11 protein-coding genes and 1 pseudogene are annotated in these 17,448 nt (G+C 44.2%); 6 read left to right on the plus strand and 6 right to left on the minus strand.

Annotation, left to right across the window (positions count from 1 at the left end; all coding sequences use genetic code 11):
- Positions 1-53 precede the first annotated feature (53 nt).
- Positions 54-1,856, plus strand: a complete 1,803-nt coding sequence (locus ACED36_RS17765; RefSeq protein ID WP_371733621.1) for a DCC1-like thiol-disulfide oxidoreductase family protein — start codon at positions 54-56, stop codon at positions 1,854-1,856.
- Between the two features lie 44 nt (positions 1,857-1,900).
- Positions 1,901-2,217: pseudogene (locus tag ACED36_RS17770) on the plus strand (hypothetical protein); the annotation flags it as partial.
- Here the strand turns inward: ACED36_RS17770 and ACED36_RS17775 are convergent.
- Together ACED36_RS17775 and ACED36_RS17780 are read right to left on the minus strand one after the other, a co-directional pair.
- Complete coding sequence (locus ACED36_RS17775; protein WP_371733622.1) at positions 2,114-3,367, minus strand: Y-family DNA polymerase; 1,254 nt, start codon at positions 3,365-3,367, stop codon at positions 2,114-2,116. The pseudogene ACED36_RS17770 and the gene ACED36_RS17775 overlap by 104 nt on opposite strands.
- On the minus strand, positions 3,355-3,762 hold the full coding sequence (locus ACED36_RS17780) for a LexA family protein (protein WP_371733623.1): 408 nt from the start codon (positions 3,760-3,762) through the stop codon (positions 3,355-3,357). The genes ACED36_RS17775 and ACED36_RS17780 overlap by 13 nt, the downstream gene beginning before the upstream one ends.
- Before the next feature lie 167 nt (positions 3,763-3,929).
- Between ACED36_RS17780 and ACED36_RS17785 the strand changes: the two genes are divergently transcribed.
- Positions 3,930-4,214 carry a hypothetical protein gene (locus ACED36_RS17785; protein WP_371733624.1) on the plus strand — a complete coding sequence of 95 codons (285 nt, stop codon included), beginning with the start codon at positions 3,930-3,932 and terminating at the stop codon, positions 4,212-4,214.
- A gap of 48 nt (positions 4,215-4,262) precedes the next feature.
- On the opposite strand, the gene ACED36_RS17790 is transcribed toward ACED36_RS17785, so the two are convergent.
- The gene (locus tag ACED36_RS17790) at positions 4,263-5,180 is read right to left on the minus strand and encodes a mechanosensitive ion channel family protein (RefSeq protein WP_371733625.1); all 918 of its coding nucleotides are present in this window, start codon (positions 5,178-5,180) and stop codon (positions 4,263-4,265) included.
- A 242-nt stretch (positions 5,181-5,422) separates the two neighbouring features.
- Between ACED36_RS17790 and ACED36_RS17795 the strand changes: the two genes are divergently transcribed.
- Together ACED36_RS17795 and ACED36_RS17800 are read left to right on the plus strand one after the other, a co-directional pair.
- On the plus strand, positions 5,423-6,289 hold the full coding sequence (locus ACED36_RS17795; RefSeq protein WP_371733626.1) for an urea carboxylase-associated family protein: 867 nt from the start codon (positions 5,423-5,425) through the stop codon (positions 6,287-6,289).
- A gap of 427 nt (positions 6,290-6,716) precedes the next feature.
- Positions 6,717-6,902: a hypothetical protein gene (locus ACED36_RS17800; RefSeq protein WP_016962269.1), complete on the plus strand. Its 186-nt coding sequence runs from the start codon at positions 6,717-6,719 to the stop codon at positions 6,900-6,902.
- Between the two features lie 87 nt (positions 6,903-6,989).
- Here the strand turns inward: ACED36_RS17800 and ACED36_RS17805 are convergent, their stop codons facing one another.
- Genes ACED36_RS17805 through ACED36_RS17815 form a run of 3 tightly spaced genes read right to left on the minus strand, consistent with a single transcriptional unit; the run spans position 6,990 to position 10,114 of the window.
- Complete coding sequence (locus tag ACED36_RS17805; protein ID WP_016962268.1) at positions 6,990-7,733, minus strand: DapH/DapD/GlmU-related protein; 744 nt, start codon at positions 7,731-7,733, stop codon at positions 6,990-6,992.
- A gap of 41 nt (positions 7,734-7,774) precedes the next feature.
- Complete coding sequence (locus tag ACED36_RS17810) at positions 7,775-8,623, minus strand: glycosyltransferase (RefSeq protein ID WP_016962266.1); 849 nt, start codon at positions 8,621-8,623, stop codon at positions 7,775-7,777.
- Positions 8,624-8,632: 9 nt separating this feature from the next.
- Positions 8,633-10,114 carry a PIG-L family deacetylase gene (locus ACED36_RS17815; protein WP_371733627.1) on the minus strand — a complete coding sequence of 494 codons (1,482 nt, stop codon included), beginning with the start codon at positions 10,112-10,114 and terminating at the stop codon, positions 8,633-8,635.
- 955 nt (positions 10,115-11,069) lie between these two features.
- On the opposite strand from ACED36_RS17815, the gene ACED36_RS17820 reads away from it, so the two are divergent.
- Positions 11,070-17,435, plus strand: a complete 6,366-nt coding sequence (locus ACED36_RS17820) for an amino acid adenylation domain-containing protein (RefSeq protein ID WP_371733628.1) — start codon at positions 11,070-11,072, stop codon at positions 17,433-17,435.
- The last annotated feature ends 13 nt before the right edge of the window (positions 17,436-17,448 follow it).

A 17,448-nucleotide genomic window follows, 5' to 3' on the forward strand; every position in this document is an offset into this window, starting at 1 on the left:
GTCCATTTTTATTTACTCAACGCATGCATAACTGGTAAGCATTGGAATTGTTGATGAGTTCTTTTAAAACAGTATTCGGTATCGACTTACGTACATTGGCATTGTTCCGTATCGGTCTCGCCTTAATGATTCTGGTTGATCTGATCAGTAGAGCGCGTGATATCTCTGCGTTTTATACTGATGACGGGCTGCTTAGTCGCACCGCGTCCATGGCGCTTTCCTCAGAGTATCGACTTTCACTTTATTGGATGAATGGTAGTGAATGGTTCGTCACGTTACTTTTTGTCATTGCTGCGTTCGTCGCTATCTTGCTCCTCATTGGCTACAAATCCAGAACCATGGCGTTCATTAGTTGGATTTTTCTTTTCTCTATCGTAAATCGAAACAGCATGATTGTAACCGGCGGTGACGTACTGCTCGTGGTTATGTGTTTTTGGGCAATCCTGTTACCTATTGGTGCAAGATTTTCAATAGATAGCTCGCTAAATCGTCGATATAAAACAGACGAAAATGCAGTACCTGATGACCACAGATACTTTTCAGTTGTATCGGTCGCCGTTCTTCTTCAGGTGATGTATTTGTATTTTTTCACCGCATTATTGAAAACGTCAGATGACTGGCAAGTCACCATGGATGCCGCATACTACGCCGTTCATATCGAACAACTCGCCACCGTATTTGCCGTTTGGATGAGAGGTTTTCCTGAACTGTTAACCTTTGGTACTTACTTTGTTTGGTATCTAGAAATCATTGCAATATTTCTGGTTTTCTCTCCTATCTTCCACGTTCAATTGCGATTATTCACACTTGCACTGTTGATCGTCATGCACAGCGCCTTCTTTCTGTCTCTCCACATCGTGCTTTTCCCATTTATCGACTTTATGTCGCTGAGCTTACTCATTCCGGGAGTGTGTTGGGACTGGTTAGCCAAATTCAATGCCAAACCCAAACGGAGAGACATCGTTATTTTCTATGATGAAGGCTGCGGATTCTGCAAGAAAACCTGCCTAATACTGCGAAACTTTCTTCTTCCTGACAGTGTCAAGATACACCCTGCACAGAAGAACCCCGACATTTATCCAATCATGGAAAAGGAAAATAGCTGGGTGCTTCGTGACCATCAAGGTGGCTTACACACTCACTGGAATGGCGTTCAATATCTGTTTAGGGTATCACTACTTTTTAGACCCATCGGAGTAGTGATGGGATGGAAACCCCTATTAGGGGTTGGAAATAGACTCTATCGTTGGATAGCCGATAATCGTGACATGATGGGGCGAATTACTGAACGCTTTCTGCCTTATAACGACCAAAAAGACCGTGCCGGTTATGTAGAAAATTGCGTGGCCTTGGGGGCACTTTATATTGTGACTTACTACAACGTTAGCGGTGTTCAACAATTTCACGTAAAACGCCCGCAACATGTCTCGATACCCGCTAAGGTGCTACGCATTGATCAACATTGGGGTATGTTCGCTCCCTCCCCCCTTAAATTCTCTTTGATGCCCGTTATCGAAGGTAAAACCCGAGGTGAAGACGTCGTTGATGTTTGGAGTATGAGCTTTGAGCCACCAAGCCGAGTGATACCTGAACTTCTATCTGCAGAGTTCAAAAATTACCGTTGGCGTAAATACTTTGGAAGATTGCATTCAAATCGTAACAAGAAAGTACTCGCAGGTTATGGTGGCTATTTATGCAAGCAATGGAATAACGAAATCTTACCCAAAAACAAACAGTTGGCATCTTTCACAATTGAATTTGAACGACTAAGAACCATGCCAAATTATAGGCCGCGTAAACCCTCAACAATAAGGGTGTGGACCCATTGGTGCTTCAAAGAATACGCAAAAAAATAGGTTTATCTGTTGCAGCAACATCTGTAGTAGACGTTTTAGGCTAGAGCGATGGATCATTTGGGTACTTACCAAGCATCGCACTAGGTGCCATGTATGCCGCGAAATTCATGAAAGCCATGCGTAAAACCATGGATGTGGGTGGATGTTTAGAGAACCTAGATTTAGCGCCGCTCAGTGCATCGTTGGAAGAGAAAATTTGGTCAAAAGGCTCGACACTCTCCACCGATGAATGTTTATTCAAGTGACGAGTGAAGCGCTCAACACCTCACCACCGGCACATCGCCCCACCGCGTCGTATACTGGGGCGACAAAAATTCACGCCGCATACCCCACTTCGGATCGATCCCCTGCGCAGCCATAAACACCGCGCCCTTACCATAACGTTGATTTACCCCATCAAACGCCTGCATCAATGCCGGGTTACCTGGCTGTGAGTTAAACAAGTCTGGCTGAACGTGCTTGGCGTTCACCAAATCAAGCAACCCGACACCTACCTTGTAATAACGCACCCCTTCTTGAAAAAGCTTAGGCACCATCACCGCCACTGCAGAAGTGATCACCGCCGTATCATCCGCCGGAAACGCAAAGTGTTGCATCTGCTTAAAACTCTTTGGTCTTTCATCAAACGGAGAGTTACCCGCAAACACCATTAACACCGAACACAAAGACCCTTGCGCACGTAACTTCGCGGCCGCAATTCCCGCGTGTTTACACAATGCCTGGCGCAACGATTCTTCATCTTGAATTCGCTCCCCCATCGACCGTGTTGAGAAGATCTGCTTCTTGTCCGCGCGGGCCACATCCCACCCTTTGCAGACTTCGCCGTTTAACTCCCTGACCGTGCGTTCCACTTCAACGTTAAATGCCTTACGCGCAAGGCCAAGTGGCATGCGAGACAACTGCAGTGCGCTATTCACCCCTTGAAGCTTCAACCTCGCGGCAATTTTACGGCCGATGCCCCACACATCCCCCGCTTCCATGTGCGAAAGCACCGCAATACGCTCGGTTTCCGAGTCCAACACACAAACACCGTTGTAACCCTGTAACTTTTTCGCTGCATGGTTAGCCGCTTTGGCCAAGGTCAAGGTTGCCCCCATACCTACCCCGACCGCCAACCGACACTCTTTCCATACTGCATGACGCAGTTCCTGCCCTTGCGCACGTAAATCAAGCACCGCACTGCAGCGATGAAACGATAGGAACGATTCATCAATCGAGTAGACATGCTGCTCAGGCCCAAAGCGACCGATCACCTGCATCATGCGATCAGACAAATCGCCATAAAGCTCATAGTTCGACGAACACACAATCACCCCTGCCGCCTCACAACGGGCACGAACCTGAAAGTACGGTTTGAATTTCTCTATGCCTGCCTCTTTCGCCTGTCGGTTCGCCGCGACGACACAACCATCGTTATTGGAAAGCACAATGACTGGCTTGCCACGCCAATCAGGCCTAAACACCTGCTCGGCACTGCAATAAAAGGAATTGGCATCCACTAACGCGAACACAAAAGCGGACTCTGGCGGTGACAGCGGATAGAGCGGATCACAACACCCTCAATGGTAAAGGTGTCGTGTTGAGTGATGGCCACAGAGGAATACTTGTCATTGGCCGAGAGCAAAAGGCGACGCGAAACATCAAGTAGCTTACAGATAAACTCGCCGTTTAAGTTTGCCACAATCACATCACCATCCCTGGCGGTAACGTGCCGATCGACGATCAAAATGTCGCCATCGAAGATGCCCACGCCCTGCATGGAATCACCCGACGCTTTACCAATAAAGGTCGCGCTTGGATGCTCGACAAGCAGCTCATCAAGGCTCAAAGGCAATTGGCGATAATCGCCCGCTGGCGACTCAAAGCCAGTAATACCGGCACTCGCAAGAATAGGGATAATGGTCATAAAATATACTGTTTATATATACAGTATTCATTTTAGCGCTTTTCGTCTTACAAGCAAGATCCCACGTTTCTGACAGCCGGAAATTTGAACAGGACTAAAACGCAGCAGGGGCACAATCACGCAAAGATAGTTGAAACCGTAAATGCCATTGAAGCAACTGAGGCTGCTTGGAAGGCGCCAAGAGACACGTGCTGGGCGACGGTTTCTATAAACCTACCGTGCTGGCAGATATGAGTCAGGATATGGCCGTCGCAAGCGAAAGCACCGACTCAGTCACCCCCTCCTCCCACAACACCCCCATCATCAAAGCCATGCTCGATGTCATTAGATGGCCACAAAGGATGACGAAACAAGAAGAGAGCGCCAGCGCCAAGACATACCAACCGCTAAAGCCGCAGGCAATGACAAAATCAGCGACAATCAACCCGATACAGAACGGCATCAGAACGTGAAAAACCACAGAGAGAGGAAAGACAACACCTAAACCGTCTGAGTAGACATCAAGAACCGTTTAGCGCGTGGATCTTGGATTCATGCTCGGTATGCCCATCATGTGGCGCCATCTTGACCTGAAAATTGTGCGCCTTAATCCCGGCAGCCTGAAAACGTATTGCGATTCCCGTACGAATATCACTGGCGAGATTCCAAGCTCTGGAAGCTGAATTAGTCCAACCCGCCACCCAGCATTGATAAGCATCTTTATCGAGATCCATGACCCAGAATGCAGGCGCATCCTGAGAAATAAAATGCTGGCTGTCCTCCACTGCCTCAATAGCCATCTGTCGTACTTGCGCTAAATCATTTTCGTAAGAAGTATAAAACTCCACATGAACCCAAATGTAAGGATCGTTGTAAGAGAAGCTTTCCAACTCCAGAGACAGCATTTTGTTGCTGGGAATGATCAACCGCTTCCAGTTCCAGAGCTTAATAATCGTGTGGTTTAGGCTGATGTCCTCCACGGTACCGTATTGGTTGTCAACCACGACGGTATCCCCGACCCGGATAGCCTTGGAAAGAGAAAGCACGACACCAGCAATAATATTTTCGATAACAGGCTTCGCTGCAAACCCCAGAACCGTGGTAGAAACAGCAACAACAATTGAAACCAAAGCAGCAGGTATCGAGTTTAGAAAAGGAAACGATAACGCGATACCAAAGACAACAAAGATAAAGAAAAAGGCTATCTTGCTGATAATGGAAAAACGGTTCTCAATTTTCTCTACCGCCGCATCAATTTCTGCGGGTTGTCCTGGCACTTTAGGAGAAGTAGTCTGGACGCTGTTGAAGTTTTTAAGACGCCGGAGCCTTTTCTCACGGTTTGATTTTGATTTTAACAGCGCAGAAGCCGCCCACCAGATAACAACTACCCCAATAAGGCAGACTGTACCAAGATAGATATAAAGATTGTCTATCGTCATACCCGCACCATTTCCTATTTATTGCCAAAACACAAAGACGCCAAAACCTTTGGTTTCATGGTAGACACCTTGCACGACAAACTCCACGACCAATAGAAATAATCTGGGTGTTATGAAGCGTTTATTTCAATATCCAACAGCTTCAGATTGACTAGATATGGTACTAATGACCCGCTTCTGAAACCTCAATATTGAAGAGATCGGATATACTTACTTCATCGTGATGGCATAGAGAAAATAACATGACGAAAAACAGAAAAAGTGAGGGTGTTGCAAGTGTTTCACCAACGGATGCACACGAACGCCGCGCAGCTAAAGCCGTTGTCTGTTACGCCACAGATTCTCTGCCTCCCTTTGATGCCAATTTTTATCACACAGCAAGAGTTTCATCCACTCGCACTGCTTTACAAGAGATCCCCCCAAGGGAAGCACGCTGCTTTGTCGTTCCCGAGGGGTGTTTTTTCCGGATATCCTGCCAGCATGGCTCACAGGTTGGGGACTTGAATCTCTGGCAACGAGATGATCTCAGTGAACACTTTTTCAGTGGAAAAACCCGACAACTGCATGCCACCCATTTAACAACCGGTGACAGATTGTGGAGCAACATGCCTTATTTAAGGCCGATAGCAACGATTACAGATGATTCATTGAGCTGGTATGGATGGGATCAGGATGGCGCGGGTGTACATGATGTCATTGGCACGCGTTGCGACCCCTACACACACAACCGACTCCATGGAGAAAACTACCATCATTGCTGCCACTCTAACCTCACCCGTGCACTGGCGGATACACGAGGCGTCAGCCCAAAAGATGCAGAAAAACACATTCATGATGTATTAAATGTGTTTATGTGTACGGGTTTCACCAAAGATTCGCACCAATATTTTATGAAAGCCAGCCCAGCACGCAAAGGGGATTATATTGAGTTCTTTGCCGAAACCGATTTGCTTGGAGCGCTTTCAGCATGTCCAGGGGGAGATTGCAGCAGCACCCATTCCAGTGATGGCGCGCAGTGTTTTCCGCTGACGGTAGAGGTTTTCACCCCAGAGAAACAAACGCTTGATACGTGGCAACCCTTCCAACGTAGTGAGTACATTGCTAAATAGCTCACGTTAATCCTTGGTACAGCGAGTGGAAACTGCCGAATTTACCACAATGCGTATTTACATTGATGTAACACTTATTTATCGACGCATAAATTTACTTAGACCATGGTGGTTCTGGTCAGAAGAGACACTCTTTGTGTCCCCCCTTGAGATCACCGTTAACTTCCTAACATTTCATAACTTTACGTGAAAAAATCATCAGCGAAAGATTTCATCGCTCCTGACTAACAACACCCTCTCGCTTTTCTCCTCTGCTCACACCGCTCGACAAAATCTTGATATGACCTCTCGCTTTATGAATTGCCTTATCTGCTCTTGTTCGTACGTCAATGTATGCACCACTCTTACTAACGGCTCTAATAAATAACACCTTTACACCTTTTGATGCTTATTCCTAATTTTGTGCTTGATTTGGAGAAATACGAGTATGAGCGAAGTCAAACTTCCATTTGGCGCAAATGTCCTATTTGTTAGTGGCACTGCTTCTCTCTACCAACTTCCAACAAAAATTGAAGTCGTCGTCGGCAAGCACCTCGATAAGGGTCAAATACTTAACGTAGAAAATGACACTATCATTGCTTTTCAAGATGACAACGGAAGACCATTCATCTAAAGCAATAGCGATATACATACTTTGAACGAAGCACTTAGCTCAGATTCCGTCCATGTCGTCGATCTGGGCGGAATTGAGCAGCAAAATCTAATCCATAAGGGATCTCGATAGAGGGGAAGTTTTCTGGTTTTTTAGAGACTTTATAATTCTCGCTGGATTCCCCATAACGATGGAGCCATCCGGTACCGAACGAAACACAACACTGTTGGCCGAAACAACGCAGTTTTTTCCAATCTCAACGCCTTTCATGATCACGGCCCCTGTACCAATCCATGAACCATTACCAATTTTCACAGGTAAAACTTCAAGCCTAGCAATTTCTGTATCCGTTCCACGACCTTCAGTTGTGTGTCCGTCGCAGTCCATAATAGTCACCAACGGTGCGATACCTACATCATCACAAATTTCTACGTGAGAATACGAAACAATAGCAACACCCATCATTTGCACACGATCTCCTATCGTAATTTTCCCTGGTGGGTTTGCGTTTGCTTTGACTGACGTGAGTTTGGTGCAGGCACTATGAAAAGGAGGGCGATCGCTATCTGATTCGATAAAGCTGTTTTTACCAATAGAAATAACACCTCGAAACGCGTCGATTTCCTTTTCATTTAGCTCCTTATAAACGGAGTAGCCGACTTCATCCTGGACCGACGTAAAGCAAATACGTGGCACGTTTGAAATGACGGCTGAGTCATCTACGCTAACCCCTCTTTCTCGTAATAAATTGGCGACATGTGCAGGATCGGTCAAGAACGGTCCTTCTTCAGCTTGGCGATAAAAGGCTTGGTCATCTGGCAAACTGACAAATTTACTTCTGTACGTTGGCATTTAATTCCCTATAAATCATGGTGAAAACCTAACACTTGTCATTATTTAGACAACAAAATTGCCTGACTCCAATTCATTTTCAAAATGTCAGAAGAAATATCACTGTGTTTGTCTATGATGTATTTCAGACTTTCCTGACCTGACGATTTCGCATATTCAGCTGACTTATCATGAGGGAGATGAAGCGCCAGTGGCGTTGAGAGTAAACCAAACTTACCACCTGCTGAGAATAACCGTATGCCAAGCTCCATGTCTTCCCCCCCCCATCGACAAAAGGATTCGTCGAACCCTTCAACATCCTTTAGCAGTGACGTTTTACAACTCACATGACATGTCCAGAAGACAAACCAAGGGAAGCGACTGCTCTTATAGCCGTTCTCTAATGCGTGAAGGTGATCATAACGACAATCTGGGTACTGATTATTTTGTGCTAGCACTCGAAATATGCCTTCAGCATGATGCTCACGATAGAGGGTCAAAAGCGCCTTTTCATTCCTAACTTCAAATTCGTCGAAGCCGTATGAAAAACCAATGAGTACATCATCATCACTGCCTTTATAATGATTGCTATGAGCGAGGATAAGATTGTCAGGTGCTATAACGCCTGAATCTAGGAATAGGCAAATTTCATGTTTTGCTGAAAATATCCCGATATTTCGAGCTTTGGCTGCTCGAAAGCCTTTGTCCTCTTGAAAGAAGTAATGAAGGTTGATTCGATCTTTAAAACTGTTCACAACATGACGGGTATTGTCTTTAGAGCCATCATCTACAACTATTACCTCAAATAAATCATCGTCACACTTTTGCGCCACAAGTGACTGAAGCGTCTCCTTCAGTAATTCGCTACGGTTATACGTCGGGATCACCACACTGACTTTGTTCGCACTCATTTCTGCCACCTATTTTTTAGGGAGTTCACAAGAGGCCTTAGCGACCAGTTCGTTCAACGCACCAACCATGGAGCTCATCCAAAGTGTCTGATAGCAACGATTAGGGTCTTTAAATTCCTCAAAACGCTCAGCGATCTCTGCTTGTCCAAGTTGGTAACCCGCAATAACGCAGAATAAACTCTGTGTAGAAAGAAGTGTGTCTACACACCCATAGAAAGCATCAATCGTATCGGGATAATACGTCAGCTTCACATGCTCAGAGTCCAAATTTACTGTGCGTATTCTTTCACGTTCTCTTGTGTAGATATTCAATGTCAAAGGAGAGAAATTCGAAATCATTTTTTCTATATCTTTGACTACGACGTAGTCATGAATAACCATATTAACTTCAGTGTTATCGGTTAAATTTTTGAATAGCACATCCACACAATCGATATGTTCAAAGTCCACATAAGATGGCATCGTTGGGGTATTGGTTATCTCCCACTTTCTTTCACTAAACTCAAAATCAGAATGAATATTTGTCGCCGACGAAATAATTGGAGGTATCATGAAGCTGGTTTTGAATTGAGACGCAAAAATCCCAACCAATCGTTTCTTGCTTTCCATCACTCTGGTTATGTTTTCAAACTGAGTGTCTGGCAAACTTCCACCGTTAATCTGGGTAATCAGCCTGTCTCTCATTTCGCTACCAAAATCATGTCCGTATGGTAAATCCTCATAAAAGCTAATTCTGCAATTAACGAATTCGTCCTTATAACGCTGTAGCATTAAAATCGCGGCGTTGCGGGTATTATGGTGATCGGAGTGTGAACCTGACGCGATAGGTATCCATATATCGTCAGCCTCAAGAGGGGCAATAGCATCCCTAAGCATCGCAGCCAGTTCCGCAAGTTGATCATAGTGTAATAAGTCCTGACCATTCCCCTCCATCCACCTAAGAGGTTTGTCTAATTGTCCTAGATGAAGGTGTGTGGCTCCAACCATTTCACAAGAGAGTTGTGCTTCCTGTGCGCGTCGCTCAGTAACAAACTCTTTCTCATGCGTCGTTTTTTCGTGATAACAGGTATAGTTGGATTGAAAAATGTTGGTGACAATCGTCACCTTCTGCTCTCCTCGCCGATTCAGTAATGCTCCCCCGACAGAGAGCATCGCATCATCAATATGCGGTTCGATTACAACAAGGTGCGAATCATTTTTCGCCGTTAATGGCTCGACAAATTCAATAATACCAAGATTCCACCAGCGCTCTATACAACGCTCTGAATCTGGAAAACCATCAATAACATTTCCCAATGTAGGTTGCTCATGTAGCGTGTTAAATAATCTAACCTGATCGCCTGTCAGTTTATCAGATTCACGATTAGAAAAATGAAACCGGCCTAAGTTGAAAAATATTCCATCACCTACTAGCCGAAAGTTAGGATTAACAACCACCTTACTGTGAAAATAATGATTGTTAATCCCGTTAGAACATTGTAAGAATCTCATTTTATACCTTTATTAAATCACACTGAAAACAAATCCAATGCAGAAACCCCAAAAAACCCATTAGGCATTCACATCGACAATCATGTTTCAAATTATATTTAGAAAAATGATACATTCATTACTTTGTAGAAAAAACTAAAGCAACGAAAGGCACCATAGATCTCATGGAAAAATGAGAATCAAAATCACATCCCAAATAGAAATAGCGTTTATAACAGCACAAGTGAAAAAAATAGGCGTCAATTTACTGGATAAAATTGACTCTTTCCGAGGAAAGATCGCAAGTGGATATATGCTATAAATATTCAATGCCTACGCGCACAAGCCTGTGAATCAATAGGTTAAATAATCAACAACTTGGACTGATTTGGGTAGCAACTTATTGAGTAATTACTTAGTTAAATGAAAGGACAACCATTGGCCTGAACATAAAATACTGATGTACATTCACGTGAAATCACACATCTTTTTCTAGCGTCGATCATCCAATATATACATCACCCCATGTAAACTGCGTCTCAAAAAAATGTAACGTTTCTAGTTTCTGCGAAAAAAAACACAGTATATGGCTCGTGTAATAAACGCTAATTTTCTCTTAAAAAATCGACAACCCAAGACACCCTTCATAAAGTCACAAAGACCAGAAATCACAACACACACAACATATAATCTCAAAATACAACAATCCAGCAGGCATGACGCAACTCACTCCACCCATAAAAAAACAAGTGAATTTATAAATGTAACATTAAAAATCAATTAGTTATGCTGTCATTTTCATTGTAATGAAAATTCACACTTTTAGCATATATACGCATTTCCCATATTTTATGATTAATGAGAGTCCTCTCGCGGCCTCACCCGAAAAACATAGATTACTAGACACTTTAAGTATTGAATCTCGATTCTTGTAACTGTCAGTTCTGCTCATTGCAATACATTCAAGGTAGGGATCATGTTTTTCCAATTTAGTACTCTGGTTGATGTTCTCGATAAAGCGAGTCAACAAAGCACCAAAGGTATTTACTTCTCCCACCACAAAAATCCGGCGGAATTTTTAAGCTATGGCGAGTTAAAACAACAAGCACTCGCGGTCTCCGAGAATTGGAAAAATATAGGTGTCAAACCCCAAGATAAGATCATTCTCCAAATTGAGGACAATGAATCATTTGCCATTGCCTTTTGGGCGTGTGTATTTGGAAGATTCATTGCTGTCCCCTTAGCTTTTGGCACAACACAATCACACAAACAAAAATTGGCAAGCATCGAAAAAACGCTTATCACACCATGGATAGTGATTGAAGATGCCAATCGAGATCATGGCTGTGCTATTGATGACGATAGAGTGCTCTTACTTAAAAAGCGCCAAGATGTCCTAGAAATAGAACCCTCTCGAATAGATTCAAAACCAGATGACATTGCATTCATTCAGTTTTCTTCAGGTTCAACTGGTTCTCCTAAGGGAGTGACCCTTACCCATACAAATATCATCACAAACAACATATCTACAATTGAAGCCACAAAAACGACTTTAAACGACACCACTTTTAGCTGGATGCCACTGACTCACGATATGGGACTCATCGGCTTTCACATCAATCCAATGATGGTTGGCTGTGATCAATACTTGATGCCAACAGCAAGTTTTATACGAGACCCATTAAGTTGGCTGAAGAATGCATCAGACGTCAAAGCAACCATTCTTTCTTCGCCTAACTTTGGCTATAGCTATCTACTAAAAAAACTAAACAACTCCCGAAAAACCCCTGAATGGTCTCTCTCTAATGTGCGCCTCATATTTAATGGTGCAGAGCCGATTGATGCCGCATTGAGTGAAAAATTTACTGCCGATTTGGCAAAGTTTGGCCTCAAAAGCAACGTGATGTTTCCAGTATATGGGTTGGCAGAAGCCACGTTAGGCGTCACGTTTCCTCCCGCTGGCCGACATCTCAAAACGATTTTCGTAAACAGAGACCATTTAGGTATTGGCGCAGAAGTCGATGTACAGCCTCATGGGCTGCAGTTTGTTGCTTTAGGAAGGCCGATACATGACATGGACGTTGATATAACGCTCAACGGTCAACTCTGCGACGAAATGGTCATCGGAGACATTGAGATAAGAGGTGGCAGTGTTACAAAGGGGTATTTCAATGACCCAGACAAGACAGCTGCAACGATCTCTAATGATGGATGGCTAAAGACTGGGGATCTTGGGTTTTTCAAAGATGGTGAGCTTTACGTAACAGGGCGAAGCAAAGACCTAATCATCATTAATGGACAAAATATTTACCCCCACGATTTGGAGCAAACCCTCGCTAATGCCGAGGGAATTTCACTAGGCTCTGTCGCTGTGACTTCTATCGACTCAACCAGTCAAGCAAATCCATTACTCGCTGTTTTCGTCCAGTATCGTGGAACACTCGAAAGCTTCGTCAGTATAAAAAAATCCGCACAGACCCTTTTGCTCGCACATCATCAACTCCATGCCGATATCGTTGTACCTGTAAAACTTATTCCCAAGACGACCAGTGGAAAGATCCAACGCTTTCAACTCAAAAGTAGAGCAGAAGATGGAGAGTTCACTCAAGTGTCATCAGACATTGAGGCACTCGAGTTCGGGCAAGCCAGCACCCAGCCACTGTCTGAGACAGAAAATGAACTCGCCGCACTGTGGAGCGACATTTTGCATTGCGGAAAAGTAACCAAATCAGACCATTTCTTTGCAAAAGGCGGCAATTCTCTCGACGCACTTTATCTACTTCAGCAAGTAAAACACTCATTCAATGTTGAAATCTCTCTGACTGATGTATACGACTATCTGACTTTAGAGGAAATGGGGCAAGCCATTGACCACGCGCGAGCGTCGGACTCATCCAAACGCAGTATCATTAAAAAAGCCAATCGCGATGTATATGCTCTAACGGCTTCGCAGCTTTCCATGTTTGCGCTCTGCCAAAGAGAGACCGGCACGGCTTACAACGTGTCCGCTGCAGTAGAACTAGATACAAGGTTTGATGACAACAGTATACAAAACGCGGCGCATGAGCTTATAAAGTGCCACAGGGTACTTAGTACCAAAATCCAGTGGCATTCAGACAAGCCGTGTTGGGAATATGACGCTCGCACCGATAGCTCTGAATTCATTCATCATATTGAGCTAAACGACCAAACTGACCTGTTGGCTCAATTGGAAACCATTGCTGCTGCGTTTAATGTCAATACTGACAACCTGATACGTTTCTATTATGGGAGTTACCGCAATAAGTCTGTACTGGTTATCGATTGCCATCACTTGATTTGTGACGGCCTATCACTGCCTATACTCTTTGACGAGTGGGTTTCTGCGATAGAAGGAAAAAGCCTTGTATCACAAAGCGCCGAGCAGATTGATGCACTAGATATCTATGAAAGCCAGCAATCTGTCTATGTAGATGGTGAAAAGCAAAATTATTGGCGAAGTGCGCTTGGCAACCTTCCGAGTGAACTTGTTTGGCCACAACAAAATAGACGACTTCCATTGCAAGATTTTTGTGGCGGTGCCGTCCATAAACCACTGCCATCTGATCTGTTGTCAAAACTCGAATCATTTGGCTTAGATCAGAACACCAGCATACAAAATGCACTGTTAAACTTTTTCCAAATTTGGGTTGCACAATGTTGCAACCAAGACACATTTTCTGTCGGCATACCTATTACGCAAAGAAATGCAGACTCGATTTCATTGCCCGGAATGTTCGTTGACAGCGTTCTACTTACACCGACGGTTGATTTGTCTAAATCCGTTCATGAAAACCTGTCAACGCTTTCCATCCATGTCAAATCACGTCTTCAGAATCATATTGCTTTTCATGAGGTTGTTAACCTAGCCGAGAATAGCTTATCTCAAAGCCGCAATGCGTTGTACGACATCATGTTTGTTTACCAACCCATGCCGCGCTCCCTCTCGTCTGCCCGTTACAAGCACATTCCATTTCACAATGGAGGTGCAAAGTTAGACCTAACGCTGTTCATCCAACATAGCATTGACGGCCACCTTCAAATCACGCTTGAAAGTGCTAAGTCTTTGTTTTCCTATGAAGACCTTTCTTCAATGCTCAACAGTTTTGTTGAAATGATGAAGGAAATGCTTGATGCACCTGAGATCGCTCTAACGACACTCTTTGGCAATACTCAGCAAGTCGCTCCCATCACGTTCTCTCCAGTGGTGTACGACGATAAGAAGACCATTAGCCACTTATTAGATGACGCGGCACAAACAGTGCCAGACAAGACTGCGTTAATCAGTGCTGCAACATCTCTATCTTATCGCCAGTTATTTCAAGCTAGCTGCCGTGTTACCACTGCACTAAAAGGTTTAGGTGTTAACAAAGGCGATCGGGTCGCTGTCATCAGTCCGGCTTCAATTAATCTACTGGCTCTCCTTAGCGGGATAAACCGCCTTGGTGCTTGTTATGTGCCTATTGACCAAGACTTACCTACGACCCGAAAAGAGCGAATCCTGAGTACCGCAAAGCCAACTATTGTTGTTTACCAAAGCCTCCATGATCAAGATTGTGTGCCTCAATGGCTAAGACAACAATACGTAACAGTCGAATCAACACAATTGTTATCAACTGCTTCGGACGACATTCACTGTGATAACCAAGCTGAGCCTGATGACCTTGCATACATCATTTTCACATCAGGCTCTACTGGTGAACCTAAAGGTGTAAAGATCACCAACCGTGGGCTCACTAATTATCTTAATTTTGCCAAACGGTATAACCAGAATAATCCCATCCACTCGGCATTGTTTACGAGTATCTCTTTTGATTTAACAGTCACAACATTGTTTGCGCCACTGACCTCATACGGAACATTGCTGATACCCGGCGCAAGTCAACTCTACAGCCAACTCGAATCACTGCTATTGGATGCGCGAGTCAATACGCTCAAAATTACGCCAGCCCATTTAGACATACTGACCACAATGGCGGAAATACAGGATACCTCTAACACTCACCTCACTTGCTTCATTGTGGGTGGTGAGCAGTTAACGACAAACCTTGCCAGTCGAGCACAGCGCGCATTCCCGAACGCAAAGATCATTAATGAATATGGACCCACTGAGACCGTTGTTGGTTGTATTACACATACATTTAATGAACACAACGATACGCATCATGTTGTCCCTATCGGAAAAGCGGCCGATAACGTAGACGTTTATCTTTTGGATGATTCCATGCGTCCGGTTAATTCAGGTCAAATGGGAGAAATATGGATAGGCGGTGATGGCGTCTCCCCTGGGTATTTTGAAGACTCAAAAAACACTTCATTATCGTTTGTAGACAGTCCATTTGGCGCACGATCAACGCTATACAAAACGGGTGATATTGCACAGCAGAATAGTGAAGGAAACCTCATATATCAGGGACGAGATGGTGACCAAGTGCAACTTCGAGGCTATCGAATCGAAGTCACGGAGATTGAAAGTGCGCTACTAAAATACGATGGCGTTATATCAACAGCGGTTCGCGTTTTCGAACAGCACGGTGCCAAGCACTTATATGCATTTTATGTGTCCTCAAATGAACTCATTGATCCAAACCGGTCTCTGTCATCTGAACTACCAGATTACATGCTGCCTCAATTCTATATTCGCCTCGATACCCTTCCATTAACGCCAAATGGCAAGGTCGACACGCAGGTATTGCATCAAATCGCAGATGAAACATCGGCACAAAAACAGTCGGAGAACAGCAATTCAAATGAAGAACTGCCTCTCGGCGACAAAGAGCTTGCCCTGCTGAATGCTTGGAAGAAAACGCTCAACGTTGAGCTTATTTCTTCTGATTCCAATTTTTTCCAAATAGGCGGGGACTCCATCAAAGCACTGCAAATCGTGGCACATTTGCGGTCGGAAGGATGGGCTTTAGACACTAAAGAAATATTACTTCATCCAACAATTAAAGAGTTGACGAACAAGCTGTCCAAATCAGCCAGTGCCCCAGCATACTCTCAAGCGCCGCTTGAAGGTAAAACCACAATGACGCCGGCAATGAATTGGTTCTTTGACCAACAATTTACTCATCCAGGTCATTTTCATCAGTCAGTTCTATTGGATCTCTCTCTAAACCTATCTGCTGAAACCATTGAGCAATCCTTAAAAGCCATACTTGTGCAACATGATGCCTTGCGATTGAGTTTTTCTCATGGTGAAGCTCATTATCAGCACATAGATATTGCGAATGAATTTGTGTTGGAACGTGCGCCAAAAGACAAAGCGTTGTCGTTGGAGCAATTGGGACTATCACTAAAACAGAACATATCCCTCGATGACCGTCTCCTTTTTAAAGGTATATTCCTCGAAGGCGATACTCCTCAATTGTTGCTGATTGCCCACCACTTACTAGTTGATGGTGTTTCATGGCGAATAATCCTGGAAGACTTAGCGTCAGCATGTCGTTCAGTTGATGCGCGAGAACACATCAAATTGATGCCAAAATCGGCGTCTATTCAGGAATATACTGACCAGCGATTCGAAGATAGATCGACGACCAATGATCTTTCTAACAATCAATATTGGCATCAATCCACATCTGAACCACTTAGATTGCATCAAAGTCATCAGCGACCAAACGATATGATGCTGACTGAACGCCTAACGGCTAAACACGGCATCTTAGACAAGCTTTTCAGCAATGTTCACGACGTTTTCAATACCAAGACTCAGGACTTATTGCTTGCCGCGTTGACCCTTTCATTGAAAGCCCATACTAAACAGAAGCAATTTAGCATTGATGTTGAATCCCACGGACGGCAGACCGAGTCAATCGACCTCTCTCGTTCCGTAGGATGGTATACCGCGTTTTACCCCGTACATTTCACCAATGTCGAACAACCGGATAGTGTCATTCGTGATGCCAAGGAAGGAACACGAAATGCCCCTCACCACGGGCTTAGTTTTGCCGTTAGCCCATATCGAGATACTTATCCTGTCAAACCTGCGTGCAGATTCAACTATCTGGGCGATTTGAACGTCAACAATGAGAGCGATTTATTCTTGCTCAACCTTACAGATACAGGGCCAGATTGCAGTCAACTAAATGCAACCACTGCGCACTTTGAATGTGATTGCTGGATATCTGGAAATGAACTGATTCTACAAGTCAAAGTCATGGGGCAAAGCGGAGATAAAACAGCGAGTGAGCTGCTACGACAGTGGGAGAACAATATCGAACAGTTGATAACCCACTTACTTAGCGCAAATGACATTCATTTCACACCATCAGATTTCAGTGATTCAGGTCTTAGTCAGCAAGATTTAGACGCACTTTTTTAGTCAAACGTACGGA

Source organism: Enterovibrio sp. FF113, assembly GCF_041439165.1.
Lineage (GTDB): Bacteria > Pseudomonadota > Gammaproteobacteria > Enterobacterales > Vibrionaceae > Enterovibrio > Enterovibrio norvegicus_A.